The sequence below is a fragment of the Acinetobacter sp. ABJ_C1_1 genome, from assembly GCF_044684115.1.
Classification (GTDB): domain Bacteria; phylum Pseudomonadota; class Gammaproteobacteria; order Pseudomonadales; family Moraxellaceae; genus Acinetobacter; species Acinetobacter nosocomialis_A.
The window spans coordinates 113,583-133,245 of sequence record NZ_JBITPU010000001.1 but is presented as its reverse complement, the minus strand read 5'-3'; the positions used below and the strand labels follow the sequence as shown (position 1 = coordinate 133,245).

Genomic DNA, 19,663 nt, shown 5'->3' with positions numbered 1-19,663 from the left:
CAGTATATAACTAACAGTTAAATCAGAAAATAATTATTAAGAATCCATCCAATATTACATTGACACTTAAAATCTCTCTTATTATTCTCTGCGGTAGAATGGAGGTGGGACGCTTCGTGCGTGCCAGTTCTAGATGATTGGTCTGTCAACCTGCCTCTGTTCTGTCATCATGATTTAATGAATCGGATAAATTATTTAAATTTGTTTGTACAACATTCATAGCAGATGAAAAGTCGCGAACAGAAATAACTTTTCTAGAGAGCTGAGAGTTACTACTCAAAAATTTTTCTAAACGGTTATCAAAATTATAAGTGAACTGGATCAGCTCTATTGTATTTTTTAAAGTTTCTTTGGGCTTTTTACCTTTAACTACAGACTTGAGATAGCGTTGTAGGAGTCGTATCGTTCTTAAATAAAGAGGTACGTCCATCTTTAAAATTAAAGAGCACTCAAGAAGTAGTGGAAGTAAACGTTTATCGTAAGCTCCCTCTACAATCCAACTATCTTGTAAGGTGATTTGTTTAATATCAAATGAGATAGTTTCTTCGGAATTTTTTACAAATTCAGTTCCATTTAAGTCCCAATAGATCTCATCAAATGCATGAGCAGGTATCTTTAATTCTTTTGCTAATTTCTTGGCGATAGTTGTTTTACCAGCACCAGAAGGGCCTACAATACAAATTTTCATGGTTTATCTTTTAAAAGCAATATTTCAATAAAATGGTTATAAATAGAAAGTAGACTAAAGTTTATAAGTTACTCATCTGTTTTATCAAAGCTTAAGAATTTTCTTTTGTACAATAAAAACTCAATTATAATTCTGAATTGAAGGAAATAAACTTATGAAAAAAATTTTATTCATTTGTCTAATCGGTTTAGCAGTGACACAGGTTAATGCTCATTCTGGAGGTACAAATTCTAAAGGATGCCATACCAATAGTAAAACTGGAGACCATCACTGTCATTAAATAGGGGGATGAAAGAGTAAGCTGATTTTTGGTTTACTCTTTTTAATGTCTTTATTTTTACATTTTTTAGGAATAATAAGAGGTGAATAGATGGAAATAATATGGGGAGCGCTTGGTTTATTAGTTTTATTTTTAATATTAACTAAAATGCATAAAAAGCAGAAAATTACTAATGAAAGACCAATAGCCTATTTGGTTGATATTGTAGGAGAACAATCTTATCAAGCTAATTTAAAAAAGATTGCTGGGCCTAAACAAGAAAGATCAAAATATGTAGAAGTAATGGCTAGAGTGGTTTCTGAACCTTTTAATGCTTATGACAAGAACGCTATAAAAATTGAAATTAGTGGTTTAACCGTTGGTTATTTAAGTAGGGATGATGCCAAATTATTAGCTGGTAAAGTAATAAATAAGACCGTGCCAGCTTTAATTAATGGTGGTTGGCTTGATGATGATAGTGAAGGGAGCTATGGTGTAAAGCTCGGTATTGAAAGTCTTAATGAATTACTATAGCAGAGTACATTTTTAAGTTTTACTAAATTTGAAAACCTCAAAAAATAAAAGCTTCTGTATTAGATTAATAAACTATTTTACTAAAATTATTTTTAAAGTTTTTAAAGCTTTATTTCTAGCCAATATCACATTGACACCCCAAATCTCTCCGATTATCCTTTGCCTGCTGGCCTACATTGCCAGTCGACTTTGACAGGTCGGATAGCCAACGCACACGAAAAAGTCTCTCTTTTTTGTGGGCATCCCTGCGTGCCCCCTCTGCGGTGGAACGGGAGGGGGACACCTTCGGGTGTGCTGATCTTTTGGCTATCAGTCTGTCAACCTTCTCTCGTTTCACCACCATTATTTGACAGTAATATGGTGAAGCTTCTTTATAGCCAAAGGAGTCCGCTAATGCGTACTAATTCATCTCATTTATTGGCCTTTGCCAAAGTCTCTCTGCCCATACCATTTAAACAGTCTATAAAACGGTTTAATCGACTCTAGGTTTTCTGCACCTTAAGAATCGTTACGACTCAAAAATCATAGCAACAATAAACCCGAGATAGGCGAGCACACCTTTATTGTGCTGCTTTTGCATGCCTGTTTTTAGCGCTCAATTTAAGAGTGACGGCATTTCTATCTCTTTTATATACAACAAAAATTATTTTAAACGGTACAACTATGCCACCTTTAGTACTTTCTACACGTGCTTTAAAAGTTGTGAATAAAGCAATTCATTTATTTCACCACCACGGCTTTCACTTAGTGGGTGTTGATAGAATTATCAAAGAGTCTGAAATTACAAAAATGACTTTTTATCATCACTTCCAGTCCAAAGCACGGTTTATTGAAATCTGCCTGCTCGTACAAAAAGAGCGGCTTCAAGACAAAGTCACTGCAATGGTCGAGTATGGCTACAACTCAAGCGTGACGGATAAACTCAAAACACTTTATGACTTACATACGGACTTAGAAGGGCTGTACTACTTATTATTTAAAGCCATTTTTGAAACTAAAAATACTTATTCAAGCGCTTATCAAGTCGCCATTAAATATAGAACTTGGCTAACCAATGAAATCTATAGTCAGCTTAGAACATTAAAAGCTGATGTCTCATTTCATGATGCCAAATTACTTCTGCATATAATTGAAGGAACCATTATCCAAAGGCTCAGTCATAACGATGTAGATGAGCGGGACAAACAATTCGAATATTTTATAGCGATGTTTTTATAGAAATACTCTAAAAATAAAAGCCCCGAGGTTGGGGCTTTTACTGTATTAGTGGCTAACCAAAGCTCTTACCACTTATGGCTATAAGTCACTTTAAGCGTTATACCATTTGCAACTAAGTGGCTGGTGTTATCGTTCGTTCTTAATAATTGGCTATAGAGAGGATAGTACTTGCGGTTAAACATGTTTTCTAAACCAATGGTCATAGTGTCTTTCTTGTTCAGCGCAAAACTACTGATTAAATCTGCTGTGGTATAAGATTTTACATCGTAGCGACCAAAACTGTTCTTGCCATCTAAACGGTAATCTTCTGAACCGAAGTAAGTTGCTTGTAGACGGTTTGTCCAAGTTTCAGTTGGGCTATAAGAAATATAACCTGTGAGTTTTAATGGGGGAATACGGAAGCCCGTCATGTCTTGTTCAGCACCGTTTTGAGGTTTCTCACGGCCTTTCATCCACGTTACGCTACCACCAGTTCCCCACACATTCGCATCGTCAAGGTAGTCAAGCGTTGCTTCAACCCCAGTAACTTTCTCTTTGGTTCGGGCTAGGACCAAACCATTGTTGAATGATTGAACAGCACCCAAGTCAGAAGTAGAGTGGAATACCGCTAAACTTGAAGAGAAGTTATTAAAGTTACCTTTCCAGCCGAGTTCGTAGTTATCAACTTTTACAGGTTCTAAGAATGATGAGCCAAGGTTAAAACCTTCACCAGCATTACGGATAATTAAACCAACATCAGGTAACTGAAAACCTTGGTTAAACGACGCATAAATCGAGTGCTGGTCGTTTGGTGAGAAAGTTACATTGGCATTATACAACCATGCATTCGCTTTCACTTTTCCGCCCGGAACCGTGTAAGGATTGGTTTTGCCTAATTGTGATAATGGAACAAAGCTATCAATTTGCGCATAGCTGTCTTCATATCGTGTACCAGCTTCTGCTGACCATTGGTCATTAAAGCGGTGTTTTAGCTGTACAAAACCACCCACACTTTGCGTGGTGAGTTCAGGTAAATAAATCAGTTTGCCGATTTTTACAAACTCTAAGCCGCCCGATTGATCGTAAATTTTTTGATCAAAAATATCTAAAGGCATTTCGCTTTTTTCGCGGCTAAAGTCACCACCCCAAACTAAAGATGTATCACCTAAAAACTCAAGGGGAGTAGTCACCGTTAAGCGGCTACCGAGTACATTATTTTCTTGATAAATCTGGTCGACTTGTTTGCCGCGGTTCGCATTTGCACGAGCATCAAACGGTGAAAAACGGGTAAAGAAGTCGCGGTAATAAATTTGAGCATCAACCTTATTACCAAAAAAGTCTTTATGGTTATAGGTTAAATTGTAGATCTGGTTTTCGTTTTTATTTTGGTCTTTGAGCTTTAAGCCTTTAATGGCTTTAGCTGGCACAGTTCCAGCAGGAGCTTTTTTCACACTTGGGTCAGATGCATAGTCTGAGTCTTGCTCGGCATTATAGTAGTTTGCAGCAAACTGTAGGTATTGGTTGTCATCAATGTGATAACCCAGCTTACCGCCAATGCTATAGCCATTTGAGTCGTAAAGGTCGCCCTGACTTGGTTCCGGTGCAACACGGTCACCACTTGCATCGTAGGGGCTACCAATACGTTGGTAACCAAAGTCTAGTGCATAGTCAAAAGCGTTAAAACTGCCCGTAAAATACTGGTGAATATCGCCACTTAAAGCATTCGAACGGAAATTTGTGAGTGGTGTTTGTAAGCCAACGACAGTTTTAGCCGTAGGTTCACCGCCAGCAGCTTTAGTGGTAATTGAAATAATACCGCCCGCAGCACCGCCACCATAAATTGCGTTACTACCACGAATCACTTCAATGTTGGCAATACTTTCAGGGTCAATGGCTGACAGTCCTCTCGCTGTATCACGAGTGAGGTTCATTGGAACGCCATCCACCAAAATAAGCGCATTACGGCCACGTAAAGTTTGACCATAATCGGTAATGGTTCGGCTTGAGTCCGATAGGCCCGGTACGGCTTTGGCTAAAACAGTCGCAATGTTCCCAGACGATCCATTTTTTAAAAGTTCAATTTGTTTTTCATCAAGCTTGGTGACTTGTTTGGCAGAGGTAGAGAGTTCATCTGCACGTGAAGCGGTAATGGTAATGGTAGGAAGGGCTTCAGGCTTTTTTTCTGTTTCTGTGGTGTCAGAAGTTGAAGCTGCAAATGCTGAGTTTGAAAGAATAATGGCTCCACCAAGTGAAAGAAGTGGAATGATATTTTTAACTTCAGATTTCCTCGTAAAAAGCTTATTACTTTTCTTATTTCCCATTGTCTCGCCCTGAGAGTGATTTTAAATTGAGCGAATTATAAATGAGAATCATTGTAATTAACAACATTATTAATTGCTTTAAAATAATATATTTGAAATTTATTCAATGAATTAGGGGAATAGGCATTTATTCCCCTTAAAAGATTTGAACAGTTATGAAATGTCTTTAAAGGTATTTAGATGGTTTTGATGGGCACGGCGTATAATGCTGCGGTCATCCCCGAGCACAAAAAGCTGAACAGCTTGCTGTTTCCATGCCGCAATATCTTCAGGTTGTCGGGGAATAGCACAGAAATGCTTTTGACTATTTTTAGTCTTTGTATACATCTCTTGAACTTTCTCTTTGACCTGCGGATGGCTAGTTTGCCACGGCATTCCCATCGATTGAGAAAGGTCGGCAGCACCTTCAAGAATAATATCGATACCTTCAACTTTTAATATTTCATCTAGCTGCTCTAGTCCTTCCAAGCTTTCAATCATAGCAATGACAACAGTCTCGTTTGCTGCGTGTTGAACAAAACTTGCTAAATCATCTATGCCGTATCGATTTAACCTTGTTGAATTCAATCCTCTTTGCCCAAGTGGCATATAGTGACAATAGTTCACGGCCTCTTGAGCTTGCTGAGCATTTTCAATGCGCGGAAACACAATACCCGTTACCCCTGCATCGAGCAGAGGTAAAACTAGGTGGTTAGCGTTTAAAGGCACTCTTATAAATACATCGAGGCTCATGGATCTAGCGGCTAAAATCATGGTCTCGACTTGAGACGTACTAAATAAAGTATGTTCTAAGTCGATAATAATAAAGTCGTAGCCCGCCAGTGCCAGTTGTTCAACATTAATCGGAGAAGCTACGGAACAAAATATTCCGTAGAGCGTCTCGCCATTTGCTATTCGTTTCTTAAAAGAAATCGAATGCTTATTCATATTCAATTTCCTTAATAAGGCTGAGCGGGTTTGGCGTGGTTTGTACTCTTAAACGAATTTCCGGAAGAAAACGACGGCTTGCGAGCTGTTCAATATCAATGGTGTCATCTGTAAAGTTAAACAATTCATATCGTTCGCTAAACTCTGGGTGAGCTTCTTTATGCTGATTAATGATGGTTCTTAACATGGTCCAGAATTTGATTTCATCGAAGTCATAATGTTCATTTAAGAAAATTGCTAACTCTGCCAGATTTACAAACCAAAGCGCATCTTGAGTAAAGTCTCTGAGCTCATTTGGAGAGTGGGTTTCTAAGAACGAGTTCGGGTTAATTTTGGCATGTTCTTTTGGCGCATCTTGCAAGTTAGGTAAAAGCTCTGGCTCACGTAAAAGATGACGACTAAAACGAATGCCATCATGGAAATCTTTCAAAGCCGCTTTAACGGGTAAGCCATTTTTATGAATCAGAACCATGTTTTGTGCATGTGACTCTAAAGCGAGGCCGTGGCACCATAAAATATGCATGATAGGCAAATAAGCGTTGGTAAGTAATTTTTCTAACCAGAACTCGATACCGTACTCTTGAATCCACTCATCAATGAGAGGTTTGTGGTCTGTATCAACTTGCATTAAACCTGTTACTGGCGTTGCTGATTCGCCTTCTTTTAAGTAGCTGTAAATACTTTCGCGCCAAATGCAGGCGAGTGCGCCGTATTGAACAGGTAGCGCAATTGGCTGGTTCACTGAAAGACCGCCGATCTCTCTTAAAATAACAGGCTTGCGCTGTTTTTCTAAAATAGGGTCTTGCTCAACAATGTTATAAAGCCAATCACTCATTTTCGCCGCATTTTGAACGGTATGTGGTGCCAATACACGAGAGGTCGAGGTATTAACCAAGTTCATTGCCAACTTGAGAGAAAGTGCCGAAATATCACTAATATTCGATAAGGTTCGAATCGACTGTTGCGGTAAGTAAGTCGGACCTTCAATATCTAACGGAATGATCAGTTGGTTGCTAATTGCATCTTGATAATACAATTCAATAATTTTATCCCACTGCCATGGGTGAATTGGGGTGAGGATATAATCTTTAAAATCTACATTTTGCTCTTTCAATTGATCATTAATGGCGTGTAGATCTTTTTCTGAAAAATGCTGTTTATAAAGCTGCTCTAAATTAATGGTTTCACTTAAAACCAGTTTGCATAAACTGTTATGAGTTGCCACCCATTGAACCGTAAAACCTTCAGAAAGCTCCGGTGCGTATTTTTTATTTTCTTTTAAATCGAAGCCGATACGAGATTTAAAACTTGGGTGATATAAATGGGCGTTGGTGATGCGTGCTTCTTGTTCTAGGTACGGCAAAGTTCTTAAAGGTTGAGCAGGTGCTTGGCTTACAGTTTGCGCATGTTTAACGTAAGTTAAATTGAGTTCATCATTAAAGTTTTGCCATTTAACTGGGTCAGCTTCAATAATATTTTTTAGGTCGGCAAGTAGTGTTTTTAAGTTAGGGCGAGTTTCGGTGCCTAAAGTAATATCAGAACGGACTAAACTTGAAGGATTTAGCTTAATTCGTTTAAAACTAAAATGTCGTTTGGCCGCGCAAGTATAGAAAACAGTATTGGAAATATAAAACTTGATCTGACTTTTAGAAAACTCGTATTTAAAAGTATTTTCAAAAATGAGTGCTTCTAATAATTGACTCATTACGCGATTTTCCGCGAGGGTTTTATAATTGGTTTGTTGTGTTGGTTGAAGAGGGCTAAGCGCTTCTGCACCGCGATATTTATAAATAGGGTTTTCAACTTCAATCCAGATTGGATTGCCACCACTGTGGTAGAGCGTATTTAACATATTTGCCTTGATTGGTAATGTGAGTGAATTAATTAATAAATCGCGGTATTGCTCGCCTTTGGCGCTAAAATTTTCTTGCGTGAGCGTAAGGCGTGTGGCTTGCCAAAGTTCAGATTCTTCAATGGCCGTAACTCGTGCAATTGCACTGATGAGATGAGCAATGTGATTGATCACGAGGTAATATTTTAAAAAGGTCCAAGCATCTTTTTGAGAGAACCAGACAGTACTATCTTCAGAAATAGATGAGTCGTCTTCTATCATTTCTGGAACAATACTAATGCCTTCCATGTCTCGAAGAATAAGACGATGTGGATAGCCATTTTTAAATTCCATTAAGCTGTTTTGCATGTGCGCTTCTACGCTAATGCCTCTGTTTGCAAACAACTCAACTAATGGAATAAGCGAAACTTTAACGTACTGTTTCCACCAGAAAGTAATGAAGTCTTTCGCATCGTTCGATTGTAAGTTTTGGTTCGGTGCTGCTTGCTGAATAAAGCTTAAAAGTGGGATTTCATGATTTTCGTTTTCTTCAACCAAGCCACCTAGCATTCTGGTATTTTCTAATACCTCTGGCGGAAGTCCTGCTCTATAAATAATGCCAAATGAACTTTCAAGCTCTGGAATTTTGATTGTTTTTGCTTCTAACTCCGGCAGTATCACAAGGTCTGGATATTGTTCATTAATCTTGTGATTAATAATAATTTTGCTCGCATCAATCGCGCGTTCCATTTCATCCATTGGGTTATTACGGATGAAACTGGTAATTCGCACATCAATAGAGAGTTTTAAGAATAGGTTCGATTGAGGTAACCACACCGTGCGAACGGATGAGGTCGGCCATACGGTTTGACCTAAAGCTCCCAGGTAGATCACGTCTTGGCTGTCTAAATGTTTCTTTAAAGATGGATGTTGAAGTAAGAAATTAGCTTGCCAAGGGTGGGTTGGCATGAGTTCATAATTAGTGAATTTCTCTTGCAAACGATCTTTTGCTGCTTCTAAAACTTCATCTTCAATATGGTGAGAACGTTCGGTCTCGCTAACTAACTTTTGAATTAAAGAAGAATGAACCGCAAAGTAATGGAGTTGAAAACTTGCACCTAACTCGGGGCTATACTTTTTCATGTCCTCTTTAGAAAAACCTAGATTGGCTTTAGAGGTCACATGAAAAGGGTGTCCATATAACATGCCTTGTTCGGTTGCCTGAAAACCACTTAACGCTTTAGTTACTGTTTGGGAAGGCTTATTTTCTAAAAAGAATTTTGTGTTCTCGATACTATTGGCAATATCGGAGTACAGGTTCTTATTTTGATTTTTATCTTTAAATAGACTATTCAACTCATCTGTAATCAGCTTCACTAATTTTTTAGGGTCGGTGAGCGAGTCAAATGTATTGTCGCTTAAATTTTGCAGAACAAAACCACGTTGATATCTATGGTAGCCAGTGGTGGATAGATGCTGAACTGCGCCATAAACAACCGTGTTAGAGGCATGGAATGTATAAGCAAAATACAGGGTATTTAGTTGCTCTGCATATAGGGTGAATAAAGGAGAATCTTGAGAGGGAATAATGCATTCTTCAAGATCTACTTTAAGTTCACGAAAGAAAGTATTCAGGTACTGTTCGAAAAGTTTATAAGACCATGCATCTGTTGTAGTAATTGAGTTCATTCTTGTGCCTCTTTTAAAATTGTATCCATTAAGAATCTGTTCAAAATCACCACTAATCCCGCACCGATAAAAAATAGTGAGGTGCAGATTAATGCCGCGGTAATATTGAAAAATGAGTAGGTGAGCGTGATGGTGATTGGGCCAATAAGTTGTCCTAAGACAAAGGCACTGTTAGAAATACCAATCACTTTTCCTTGGCTTTGAGTGCCGGCTTTTAAAGAAATTGTGTGTAAGATCGACGGAATCAGGGCTGCAAAACAGAAACCTTGTATGAGTCGTAATACAAGAACCAGCCAAATATTCGAAACCCAGATCAATGCGAAAATCGTGATACCGCAAATTAAAGACGCGTAAACGAAGTTATTAAAAGAATCTCCTTTATCATCATTTCGTTTTCCCCAATAGGTTCCAGCAATAAAGGCGGCTCCCCATGAAAGCGCATGAATGGTGCCTGTTAAGCTTGCTGCAGATAACGATGAATGAGTGCTTTGGCTTATTTCACTAATGTATAAAACAAAGCAGGACACTAAACCAAAGCCGCCCGCTTGAACCAAAATGCCAGCGCTTAACCATGAAAAAATCGTTCTATCAAAGAAAGCTGGAAGCTTGGATTTCTCTTTGGTTTTTGTGGTTTCGGTTTTAACGGGATTGGTTAATACAAATGACGCAATCACAATGAGTGTCATCACAACAAATGCTGTTGCGTTGAGTAATACTTCAACCCGCCATTGATCCATAAATATCCCGCCGAGCACGGGACCACAGAGGCAAGCGAGCGCAACACTACTTTGCAGTTGCCCAAAAGCGGCACCTCGTTGTTGCTCATTAGAAAGATATGAAACATAGGCATTTAAAATCACGGAAAGACCGCAAAAACCGAGTAAAATTCGCGCGAAAATAAACAGGTATAAATGCTGGGCGCTCGCCATGAGCAGTATTGAAATACAGAAACCAGCGAGAGAAAGTAATAAGGCTTTTTTATGGCCGAATGTGTCGGATAGATGACCCACAATCGGTGCGGTAAATAAACTGCCAATAGCCGGAGCCGCGAGTGCCAAACCCGCCCAGATAGTGGGAGCACTCATATGCGCCGTCAGCTTTTCCATATAGAGCGGCATGATCGGAATAAGTACCATGAGCCCAAAAGTGGAAAAAAACTGACAGAGCAAAATAATGAAATGATCTAGGCGAGATGAGCGCATGATTTAGATATCCATGGTCTCATAGCTAGAAACAGATAAGCTGTGATAAGGGTTTGGCGTAGTTCCGATTTTACTTGGCATGCCTGTTGAGTCGCTTTCTTGCGCAAGTAAAGGCGTAAGTAACTGTTTGAATGGCCAAGTCTTATTGTCAAAAAGATAAGTTTGAATTTGTGATTTTGTTTGTTCTGAAATGGGTTGGGTTTCTACAAAATCTTGGATAATTTCTTGAACCATCTCCCAAAAATCGCTTTCTGTCCGATCCGTATATTTCAAGGTAGCTAAAGCAATCGGGTAAAGGTTAATTTGAATCCCTAAGGTAATGAAGTAATTAAATAAGTCTTCATTTTTAGTAAAGATAAGATTGTTCGGTGTGCTGGTATCAATGGTATAAATCGGAGGGGTAAAACCACTTTCTTCAATGGCTGTGGTACATATTCTTAAGGTATCGTGGTCACGTAAAATAAAGCATTTAAACTTGTTATTTTCATAACACACCATAGTGTTTTGCCCGTGGCATTCAGGCATGATGCCTTTCGACCAAAGCGTTAAGAATGTTTGAATAAAATGAACACTTAAGTCTTTTAGTAATGACCATTTGTCACCTTCAACGCCTAAAGTTTCCCAAGGGTCAACATACGTACAGCTTAAAGCTGACATGGTGATTGGTGTAACGTTTTTATCTTGGCAAAAGTCGGGTAAATGTCTGACTTGGCAGCCAATCACCCCTAAATTTTTTACAATCGGCTCTTGTTTACCGAGTACCCACCAATGTGTTTCATTACTCAAAAAGAGACGATTTTTTAATAAAGCAGTTTCATTAATGACGTCATTTAAAAAATCATAAGCCGTATGACCATTCATTAAATAACGACCTGGCATGGAGCGGATTGCACCTAATGTCTTGGCATTGGTCGAAAGTTTTAAATGCAGTGTAGGTTTTGTGTTGTGAATAAGCGTTCTTAAAGAAGAAGTCGGTAAACCAATGGTGGTGACATGGTTCAGGTCAATACCGCCGTACTTATTTTCATCAAACTTTAAATAGCGATGTTGAGTCTCTAGCAAAGGCAGGGCTAAGTAGTCCTCTGAAAGCTGAGCCATTTTGTCAGCAATCAGACTTTCCTCAGCTTCTGCTAACAGAAGCTCTTTATGAGGAGTCGACTCCATATTGTTGATGACGTCATCTTGCTTAAAAGCCCACCAGTACACTTCAATTTCTTTTTGAGTTGTGAGTGGTGCAAGTTCACCTTTTGAATGCGCGAACGGATGAAATGGACGGTCAGCGACCAGCGATAGCAACTCGCTTTTGATTAAAGGTGAAGAAAATGAAAGGGCTGACTGTAAAATTTGAGGAATCTTTTCAGCCGTTACTAAGTTGTCTAGCCAGTAATCAATCGCTTTTTGATGGTGTGGTGAAGGCCACCAATTTGCTTGGGTTAAATAGTTAAAAACTTCAGAAATAGAAATTTTAGACGTCGTATTGTTTAAGAGGTTATGAAGCAAAACTTCGGGTTGAGTAATATAGAAAGGATTTACACCATCTACTTTTAAACAGTTGAAATAGAGTTCCAACTCATCATTGAGAGTAATTGCCAGATAAGGCTTTTTATAGGAAATATGATCTCTAAAATCTCCATAATTCTCCATGTAGAGTGCATCTATCGTTTTTTGTAGTTGTGCTGTGTAAATCCGATCTAACATTTTAGTTATTCCTATTCTTATAAAAGCGGTAGAACCGTACCAACGTTTTGTTCTTGTGCAGCATTGAAGAACCACTTAGCGCAGACAATGTCATCAATCGCCATGCCCATTGGGTTGAGCAAAATGATTTCATCTTCGTGTTCGCGGCCGTTTTTATGACCAATAATGATGTCGCCAAGTTCAGCATGTAGTTTTTCGCGGCTAAATAAGCCATCTTCAACCAGCACATTGATAACTTTCTTTTCTCGGTTTGATTGGTCCCAGTCATCCACAATCACTTTGTCCACTTTTAAGAAGACTTCAGGCTCGATATCCATAATTGAAATGTTTGAAACAAAGCAGCCTTTTTTAAGCCACTCAAACGGAATGTAAGGCTTATCTGAAACGGTACAGGTAATGAGGACATCTGCTTGCTGAATCGCAGACTTAGCACTGTCATGAATTTCAATTTCTAAATTTGGATATTCTGATAAGAACAACGCTTTGAGTTTTTCAGCCGCTTCAGGGTTCACATCAAATAAATGGATTTTTTTCACTTGAGCATATTGTTCAAGTACCGTCTTAATCTGCATTTGCGCAATTGGACCACAGCCAATCACGGTAATGTCAGAAAAGTCTTTTTTCGCTAAATACTTAATCGAAACGCCTGTAATAGCAGCAGTTCGCATGGCACTAATTAAGCTGCCTTCCATCACTGCAACCGGATAGTTTGTTTCTGAGTCATTTAAAACAATCAGTGCGCTGGCACGCGGAATATTGAATTTTTTAGGGTTATGTTGTCTTGAACCAATCCATTTAATTCCAGCAATCGGGTCATTGCCACCTAAATAGCAAGGCATGGCAATAATACGGTCAGCAATATGGTCTGCACCTTGCCAGCGAAGATAAGGTTTTAAGGGTTGTACAAACTGTTTATTTGCATGCAGGGTTAAACCTTCAGTAATCGCTTCAATAAAAGAATTACTATGATTTGCGCCAAGATTTAATAAATCTGATTGACTTAAATAGCGAAGGGTAGCCAAATTGCTCATGAATATGTCCTAAGGAGAAGGTTAAACAACATTTTGTAAAGTAAGGTTTTCTTGGCGTCGTACGTTTCGATTGAAGTGACGCTTCTTGATCATTTCGAACCATTCATCTTCATAAACCAGATCGAGATAACGGTCGCCGCGATCTGGCAACAGCGTTAAAACGCATGAACCTTCTGGAATGGTTGGAATCAGTTTTTTGATGGCTGAAATAGATGAGCCGCTCGAACCGCCAGCAAAGATTCCTTCGTGCTCAAGAAGTTCTCTGCAACCAAGTGCCGACTCATAGTCATCTACATAAATGACTTCATCGATTTCATCGGGGGAGAGCAGCGGTGGGACTGTACTTGCACCAATACCGGGAATTTCGCGTGGACCAGATGTTCCACCGAACAGCACAGAGCCGACAATATCGACAGCGATGACTTTTAATTCGGGGAACTTTTCTTTAAGGCGACGAGACACGCCCATAATCGTGCCGGAGGTACTTGCTCCAATCACAAGGTAATCAATCTTGCGATCAATTTGATTTAAGATTTCTTCTGCTTCACCAAAGTAATGGCTTTTCCAGTTATTTGGGTTTGCATACTGGTTAATCCAGACAGCGTTGGGCAGTTGTTGGCAGAGTCGTTTTACGGTGTCAATTCGGGTTTTTAAATAACCACCGTTTTGGTCTTTTTCAGAGACCATTTCGATGTTGGCTTTGTAGAGCTTCAGCATTTGTAGGTTTGCTGAGGCAATTTTCGGGTCAATAACGGCAGTAAATTTTAATCCATATATTTTGCATGCCATTGCAAGCGCAATCGCTAAGTTTCCTGAAGAACTTTCAACAATATGACTATCTTTATTAATCACTCCGGATTTTAAGCCTTCCTGTAGCATGAATAATGCTGGACGGTCTTTAATACTTCCTCCTGGGTTTAACAATTCCATTTTCGCAATCACTGAGACTGATTGATGCGTGAATAGCCTTGATAGTTGTAATAGTGGCGTTTTACCTATGCAGTCGAGAATATTTTCATGGATCATGGTAGATCTTCTCAGGTTTTTATGTGATGTGAATGATAATGATTATTAATTTAATTATTATTACCATTTGTGCCATGATTGTTGCGGTTTGTAACTCAAAATAGGGGGGACTTATAGGATTTTTCACTAATTTTTTTTGTGTAATTATTTGAATCGTAATATTTATATTTTATAAAGATAAAAATTAATAAATGTTTTAAATATAAGTAGATAGGCAGAAACTTACTATTTTATAAAAATTGATCACAGTGAAAAAATGAGTTATTTGACAAAAAATAAAGGTAAATAATTTATGGGGAAAGTTTTTTTACTCAAAACTCTTTATTCAAAGGGAAGTTTATTGAAACAAAAAAGCTGTAATTTAATAAAACACAAACTCCTTATGAAGGAGCTAAGAAGCAAAAGCCTTGTTGAATGGAACAATTTTATTTAAAAAAAGAAGATTCACTTATTGTCTGCACGAATCATATTTCCATAAATTAATCTAATTTAGCGATTAAGTATTATAGACGTGTTGTATTTATGACGACATATGTAAACAAGCCTTAATCTATAACACTCGAACACTTTAAAATTATTGAAAATAAAGTTTTAAGGTGTAAAGGGTTGGATTTTTTAAATTATTATCGTGATCTTCAAGCTGAGTTAAGCAACTATCCTTGGCTAGAAATGGTAGTTTCACTCACAATTTTGATTTTATTTGCTGCGTTGGCAAACTTTATTGCTAAGCGAATTATTGTTCGGGGAATCCGTCATTTAGTGACTAAAATCAAGTCACTCAACCAGTCTGTATTTGCTCAGCATAGTGTCATTAAGCGATTTGCTAATATTGTACCTGCCATTGTCATTATGAATGGGATTACGACTGTTCCGCACTTATCTGAGAAAGCCATTGCTTTGGTACAGATGGGTGCACAGGCATTTATTTTCCTGACTATTGCACTCACCATTAGTGAATTATTAAATATATTTAATTTAATCTATCAGCGTAATCCAAAATCTAGAAACAAGCCGATTAAAGGTTATTTACAACTCGTTAAACTCATCATTTTTGTTGTTTGTGGTTTGATGATTTTAGGTACATTCCTTAAAAAGGATGTATTCACCTTGCTTGCTGGCTTCGGTGCAATGGCCGCCGTATTAATGTTGGTTTTCCAAAATACGATTTTGTCATTGGTCGCGAGTGTACAAATTGCTTCTTATGACATGGTGCGTATAGGGGACTGGATTGAAATGCCGTCGCTGAATGCCGATGGTGATGTGATTGATATTTCATTGCATACCGTGACAGTTCAGAACTTTGATAAAACCTATACCACTATCCCAACCAATAAACTCGTAACAGACACATTTAAAAACTGGCGCGGTATGAGTAATGCTGGATGCCGCCGTATGAAGCGTTCGCTTTATATCGATCAAACTAGTGTTCACTTCATGACTGAAGAAGAGCAGCAAAAGCTAAAAGACTTTCTATTATTAGATCAATACCTCAATGCCAAGCAATCTGAGATTGACGAATTTAACAAGCATTTAGGTAGTCAATCACGCTATAACAAAAGACGTTTAACTAATATTGGAACATTTAGAGCGTATGTTGAGTTCTACTTACGTCAGCATAAAGGCATTGCTCAAAATCAAACCCTTATTGTTCGTCAGTTACAACCGACGAGTGAAGGTCTTCCATTAGAAATCTATGCCTTTACCAATACCACGGCATGGGTTTCATATGAAGCAATTCAGTCCGATATTTTTGATCATCTCATCGCGATTTTGCCTGAGTTTGGTTTAAGAGTGTATCAGGCACCTTCAGGCCATGATTTTCAAAAACTAACTGTAGAGTAATCACATAGTAGAATGCTATCTTTATTTAAATTTCAAATAGATAGCATTCTTTTAATATTTTTATACATTAATTTATAATTATTTTTGGAAAATTATTATTAAATAGCGGTATAAATTTACTATATAAAGTTATGAGCGTTTCATAACTTAGAAAAGATTATTTTTGAGCAAACTCGATCTAAAACTTTTCAGGAGTAAGGCTTAAGTAACAAATTTGACACTTTGAACAAAGAAAATACTAAATGTTTAAGAATAACAAACAATAAAGTTGCTTTACTAAAATTTGTTAGGTGAGTTGGAGTGTTTGAATGGCTACAGCAATAGAGAACAGAGCTAGACAACTTAAAAACGCAAAACGTGGAGGATATGCGCCAACCATTGCCAAAGACGTAAACAAACACAAAGTACAAAAACTAAGGAGAGCTCTAGACGAAGCCCGGCGATATGTAAGTGAACTCAATGATGAAACGGTTATTTTTGATGATCAAGACGCAAGGCAAAAGGCTGAAGGAGCCAAAGCAATTATTGAAATGTTTGAAGCAGCTTTAAGCGGTGCGTAAGCAGCATCAAACTAAAATATAACCATAAAAGACCTTGCTGAAGACACGGTTAACTTTCTAGTCCCCTGACTAGATAACTTGGTTATTCAGCAAGGCAGTAAATAAAAATAATTCAAATATTTCTATATTCTATTTTTAGCTAAGATATCAAAAAAAATCTAAGTCAAATAATATTATTGATGAGCTTAATTTTTTTCAGAAAATTATTACCAACTATAAAATCTTTCCGCACTAAAAATGCGATGAATTTTGCATTTTATTCAATTGTTGTGGCGTATTATGGAACTCGGTTTCAGAAAACTCTTATTGATTACATTTGGCATTTCAAGACTTACATACTGCAATAATATATCCATCATACTTCCCTAAAAATCTGATTAACCACCAAAGTCAGAATAGGAGGGAAGGACCCATGCCAAAATTTCTAACAATTGCCGAGAAGGTCTATAAAAAATTCGAAGAAGATAAATTGTTCTCTGACAACCTAATTGAACAATTGAATAATTTAGTCAGCATTATTCGAAAAGAGATAAAGGGAACCCCCTGTAAACTCAAATATAATTTTATAGATTTTGAAGAATGTCTAAGTAAACCTTTAAATGAATGTACGATTAAACTCGACATGAGCTTAATGCCTAAATATAAAAATAAGGGCGAATATATTATGTGGCTAGCGAGCTTTATTGAAAGAATCACGATTGGTGGACAGCCAAAACTACCACCACTTTCAAGTATTGTGCCAGCCGACTTTAACGTAAAAAAAGAAGCTCAGACAGTACTGGAAAATAAAAAAGCCGTGTCGGAAGAAAATGCCAAGATGATAGTGAACTATTTTAATTCTGAGGAGTATAAGAAAAATAATAAAAAAATAAATCTGGTTTAAAACCCTATAAAAGTGTGTGTCCACCGCACTTTTATAATCGCTGGAAAATTTCAGCAACCGCCTTCTGGGGCGGTTTTCTTTATATAGTTTATTTACTTTATTTGATCGCGACAGTCTTATAATATGCAGTTTTTAATTATGATAAGCGAATATTACATATTATGAAATTAAGAATTTTTATCTTGGGCTTACTTATTTGTGCCAATACTATGGCTGCATCAAACACAAGTTTTGAAGAGGAATATCATAGTCTTTTAGAAAAATTCCATACAGCTCAAGCACAAAGAGATACTTTTATTAAAAAGAATGCGAATAAAAATCTAACTAGTTCGCAAAGGAAAAAGCTAGATTCAATAGAATGTACTTATATGCAATCTGAACTGCAATATGATGAATTTATTATTACGAGATTTAAGGAATATAAAGTCTTCATGAAGAAATCTGGTCTAGAAGCAACGAATGATAAAGAATTAATTAAAATGGATATTGATTCTTTAAAAGAAGAAATAAACAGCCCTCATGGGAAATGTAAATAACAATAAGCACCGGTACCGGTGCTTTTTTTAAAGGGTAATTTCTTATCAGTCTTACATAATAGTAAATCTTTCAGTTTTCAACACGATATACATACTTAAAACAATTACATCATAAAAACTTCCATAACTTATCTGTATAGCATGTTAAGTTTTTCTACACATCTCTAAAACTTATGGCAGGACTTAGTCATGAAATGTTCATATCAAGATTTGAATGGAAATAGCATCGAAGTAACTTGTGAAAGTTATATACATATACCATCAGGTACTGGAGTAAACAAAATAGGCGGAGATAATCGGTCAGCGGACCTAATACATATTACCGAAGATTTTAGTTTTTTTAAGAAAACACAAGCAGATTCAATACCACTTTATCGATTTGCTGTTGATGATAACCAGAATGTTTTTAATAGTGATGAGTTGCCAGCGTTGGCGCAAATTGGTACGGATTGGAAGATTTTAGACGAATAACTTTAAAGTGAGTACATAACCATTTTATAAGTTAATTTTTTGAATATTTTGTAAAATTTATCAAATAGTAAATATTTAACTAAACTTAATACAGGTATTATAGACAGCTAAATTAAATGTAGTCTGAATATTTATAGGCAGTTTTGGACTAAATGTTGAATAGAGAGAAAGAACATGAAGCGCCTTATTACATTATTTTTATTGCCTTATGCTACGGGTACGTTCGCTCAAGAGCCCTTCGAAGTCAGTAAAAGCTGTTTTGTAGTGAATGGTAAAAATAGTACGGTGTCTTGCTTACTTTCTTCTACAAATAACTTAAGTTCTAACTTTGAAAGATTAACTTTTCCAAATAGCAAAGTATTTATAAAAGAATCAAATATTTGTTCTCATGAAGATTCATGTGTGTCTGTGGGAAGTAATTTATCGAATTTAAAAGATGCGACTATTTATTATCGTGATTTCAAAACTAAAAAGATTATTGAAGCTCCTGAAAAAGACTCATGGACCTGCTTTAAGCAACAACATGATCGCCTAGATTTTTGTGTTTCTTACAATTAATAAAAAGCTTAACCACAGAGCGATAATTAAAGTAATGAACGAAATGAGCTAAGACGTTAATTCTTACCACACCTAAAATTTCTCACATCTTTGCCATCAAAAAATTGGTTACAGGTGATTTTTTCTAATTTACATTTCTAAGCGAGAAGTACAAAAAAGTCTATAAACCTATGCTGATCGTAATATTGATAGCCAGTATTTATAAGCTAATCAATGGAAACTGTATGAGGTAAGATATGACTAAAATTATAGCTACCCTAGGTTTAGCAGCAATCGTTTCAATCTCTGTTGCAGCCTGCCAAGGCGAAAATGATACCAAGCAGCAAGACAAAACCACGACACCACACTCATTAGATAAAGACTCATAAAATTGAAAAGCCCATCTATTGATGGGCTTTTTAAATCACATT

General features: G+C 37.1%; 18 protein-coding genes. 10 read left to right on the top strand and 8 right to left on the bottom strand.

The window, feature by feature from the left end; translation table 11 throughout:
• Nucleotides 1-145: 145 nt before the first annotated feature.
• The gene (locus tag ACG59Z_RS00645; protein ID WP_400197398.1) at nt 146-688 is read right to left on the bottom strand and encodes an AAA family ATPase; all 543 of its coding nucleotides are present in this window, start codon (nt 686-688) and stop codon (nt 146-148) included.
• Between the two features lie 154 nt (nt 689-842).
• Here ACG59Z_RS00645 and ACG59Z_RS00640 point away from each other — a divergent pair, with 154 nt between their 5' ends.
• From ACG59Z_RS00640 to ACG59Z_RS00630, 3 genes are all read left to right on the top strand, one after another.
• Nucleotides 843-968, top strand: a complete 126-nt coding sequence (locus ACG59Z_RS00640) for a YHYH domain-containing protein (RefSeq protein WP_094030692.1) — start codon at nt 843-845, stop codon at nt 966-968.
• 90 nt (nt 969-1,058) lie between these two features.
• Complete coding sequence (locus ACG59Z_RS00635; protein WP_400197396.1) at nt 1,059-1,481, top strand: hypothetical protein; 423 nt, start codon at nt 1,059-1,061, stop codon at nt 1,479-1,481.
• A 663-nt stretch (nt 1,482-2,144) separates the two neighbouring features.
• Nucleotides 2,145-2,699: a TetR/AcrR family transcriptional regulator gene (locus tag ACG59Z_RS00630; protein WP_400197395.1), complete on the top strand. Its 555-nt coding sequence runs from the start codon at nt 2,145-2,147 to the stop codon at nt 2,697-2,699.
• Nucleotides 2,700-2,764: 65 nt separating this feature from the next.
• On the opposite strand, the gene ACG59Z_RS00625 is transcribed toward ACG59Z_RS00630, so the two are convergent.
• The 7 genes from ACG59Z_RS00625 to sbnA all read right to left on the bottom strand — a co-directional run bounded on the left by ACG59Z_RS00625 (nt 2,765) and on the right by sbnA (nt 14,403).
• Entirely contained in the window at nt 2,765-4,999 is a 2,235-nt protein-coding gene (locus ACG59Z_RS00625; RefSeq protein ID WP_400197393.1) for a TonB-dependent receptor, read from the bottom strand.
• Nucleotides 5,000-5,152: 153 nt separating this feature from the next.
• Nucleotides 5,153-5,926: an HpcH/HpaI aldolase/citrate lyase family protein gene (locus tag ACG59Z_RS00620; protein WP_400197391.1), complete on the bottom strand. Its 774-nt coding sequence runs from the start codon at nt 5,924-5,926 to the stop codon at nt 5,153-5,155.
• Complete coding sequence (locus tag ACG59Z_RS00615; RefSeq protein WP_400197389.1) at nt 5,919-9,446, bottom strand: IucA/IucC family protein; 3,528 nt, start codon at nt 9,444-9,446, stop codon at nt 5,919-5,921. The genes ACG59Z_RS00620 and ACG59Z_RS00615 overlap by 8 nt, the downstream gene beginning before the upstream one ends.
• Nucleotides 9,443-10,648 carry an MFS transporter gene (locus ACG59Z_RS00610; protein WP_400197388.1) on the bottom strand — a complete coding sequence of 402 codons (1,206 nt, stop codon included), beginning with the start codon at nt 10,646-10,648 and terminating at the stop codon, nt 9,443-9,445. The genes ACG59Z_RS00615 and ACG59Z_RS00610 overlap by 4 nt, the downstream gene beginning before the upstream one ends.
• Before the next feature lie 3 nt (nt 10,649-10,651).
• Nucleotides 10,652-12,292: an IucA/IucC family protein gene (locus tag ACG59Z_RS00605; RefSeq protein WP_400198009.1), complete on the bottom strand. Its 1,641-nt coding sequence runs from the start codon at nt 12,290-12,292 to the stop codon at nt 10,652-10,654.
• 71 nt (nt 12,293-12,363) lie between these two features.
• Nucleotides 12,364-13,377, bottom strand: a complete 1,014-nt coding sequence (gene sbnB, locus ACG59Z_RS00600) for a 2,3-diaminopropionate biosynthesis protein SbnB (RefSeq protein WP_002115662.1) — start codon at nt 13,375-13,377, stop codon at nt 12,364-12,366.
• 21 nt (nt 13,378-13,398) lie between these two features.
• Entirely contained in the window at nt 13,399-14,403 is a 1,005-nt protein-coding gene (gene sbnA / locus ACG59Z_RS00595) for a 2,3-diaminopropionate biosynthesis protein SbnA (protein ID WP_400197385.1), read from the bottom strand.
• Nucleotides 14,404-15,009: 606 nt separating this feature from the next.
• Between sbnA and ACG59Z_RS00590 the strand changes: the two genes are divergently transcribed.
• The 7 genes from ACG59Z_RS00590 (at nt 15,010) to ACG59Z_RS00560 (ending at nt 19,621) form a co-directional block, all read left to right on the top strand.
• Complete coding sequence (locus ACG59Z_RS00590) at nt 15,010-16,245, top strand: mechanosensitive ion channel family protein (protein ID WP_400197383.1); 1,236 nt, start codon at nt 15,010-15,012, stop codon at nt 16,243-16,245.
• A 308-nt stretch (nt 16,246-16,553) separates the two neighbouring features.
• Complete coding sequence (locus ACG59Z_RS00585; RefSeq protein WP_209046687.1) at nt 16,554-16,805, top strand: hypothetical protein; 252 nt, start codon at nt 16,554-16,556, stop codon at nt 16,803-16,805.
• 412 nt (nt 16,806-17,217) lie between these two features.
• Nucleotides 17,218-17,688, top strand: a complete 471-nt coding sequence (locus tag ACG59Z_RS00580; protein WP_396478841.1) for a hypothetical protein — start codon at nt 17,218-17,220, stop codon at nt 17,686-17,688.
• Nucleotides 17,689-17,897: 209 nt separating this feature from the next.
• A complete protein-coding gene (locus ACG59Z_RS00575; RefSeq protein ID WP_400197380.1) occupies nt 17,898-18,224 on the top strand; it encodes a hypothetical protein in 327 nt (108 codons plus the stop codon).
• Nucleotides 18,225-18,413: 189 nt separating this feature from the next.
• Nucleotides 18,414-18,695, top strand: coding sequence for a hypothetical protein (locus tag ACG59Z_RS00570; RefSeq protein ID WP_396463504.1), 282 nt, complete (start codon nt 18,414-18,416; stop codon nt 18,693-18,695).
• A 174-nt stretch (nt 18,696-18,869) separates the two neighbouring features.
• Nucleotides 18,870-19,253 (top strand): hypothetical protein, encoded by a 384-nt coding sequence (locus tag ACG59Z_RS00565; RefSeq protein ID WP_263613966.1) that lies wholly within the window; start codon nt 18,870-18,872, stop codon nt 19,251-19,253.
• Between the two features lie 236 nt (nt 19,254-19,489).
• Nucleotides 19,490-19,621 (top strand): hypothetical protein, encoded by a 132-nt coding sequence (locus ACG59Z_RS00560; protein ID WP_263613965.1) that lies wholly within the window; start codon nt 19,490-19,492, stop codon nt 19,619-19,621.
• The last annotated feature ends 42 nt before the right edge of the window (nt 19,622-19,663 follow it).

Coding starts and splice junctions, on each gene's coding strand:
- ACG59Z_RS00630 (WP_400197395.1), top strand. CDS start 2,145: ATGCCACCTTTAGTACTTTCTACACGTGCTTTAAAAGTTGTGAATAAA.
- ACG59Z_RS00585 (WP_209046687.1), top strand. CDS start 16,554: ATGGCTACAGCAATAGAGAACAGAGCTAGACAACTTAAAAACGCAAAA.
- ACG59Z_RS00570 (WP_396463504.1), top strand. CDS start 18,414: ATGAAATGTTCATATCAAGATTTGAATGGAAATAGCATCGAAGTAACT.
- sbnB (WP_002115662.1), bottom strand. CDS start 13,377: ATGAGCAATTTGGCTACCCTTCGCTATTTAAGTCAATCAGATTTATTA.
- ACG59Z_RS00615 (WP_400197389.1), bottom strand. CDS start 9,446: ATGAACTCAATTACTACAACAGATGCATGGTCTTATAAACTTTTCGAA.
- ACG59Z_RS00605 (WP_400198009.1), bottom strand. CDS start 12,292: ATGGAGAATTATGGAGATTTTAGAGATCATATTTCCTATAAAAAGCCT.
- ACG59Z_RS00620 (WP_400197391.1), bottom strand. CDS start 5,926: ATGAATAAGCATTCGATTTCTTTTAAGAAACGAATAGCAAATGGCGAG.
- ACG59Z_RS00640 (WP_094030692.1), top strand. CDS start 843: ATGAAAAAAATTTTATTCATTTGTCTAATCGGTTTAGCAGTGACACAG.
- ACG59Z_RS00610 (WP_400197388.1), bottom strand. CDS start 10,648: ATGCGCTCATCTCGCCTAGATCATTTCATTATTTTGCTCTGTCAGTTT.
- ACG59Z_RS00565 (WP_263613966.1), top strand. CDS start 18,870: ATGAAGCGCCTTATTACATTATTTTTATTGCCTTATGCTACGGGTACG.
- ACG59Z_RS00580 (WP_396478841.1), top strand. CDS start 17,218: ATGCCAAAATTTCTAACAATTGCCGAGAAGGTCTATAAAAAATTCGAA.
- ACG59Z_RS00575 (WP_400197380.1), top strand. CDS start 17,898: ATGGCTGCATCAAACACAAGTTTTGAAGAGGAATATCATAGTCTTTTA.
- ACG59Z_RS00635 (WP_400197396.1), top strand. CDS start 1,059: ATGGAAATAATATGGGGAGCGCTTGGTTTATTAGTTTTATTTTTAATA.
- ACG59Z_RS00560 (WP_263613965.1), top strand. CDS start 19,490: ATGACTAAAATTATAGCTACCCTAGGTTTAGCAGCAATCGTTTCAATC.
- ACG59Z_RS00645 (WP_400197398.1), bottom strand. CDS start 688: ATGAAAATTTGTATTGTAGGCCCTTCTGGTGCTGGTAAAACAACTATC.
- ACG59Z_RS00625 (WP_400197393.1), bottom strand. CDS start 4,999: ATGGGAAATAAGAAAAGTAATAAGCTTTTTACGAGGAAATCTGAAGTT.
- sbnA (WP_400197385.1), bottom strand. CDS start 14,403: ATGATCCATGAAAATATTCTCGACTGCATAGGTAAAACGCCACTATTA.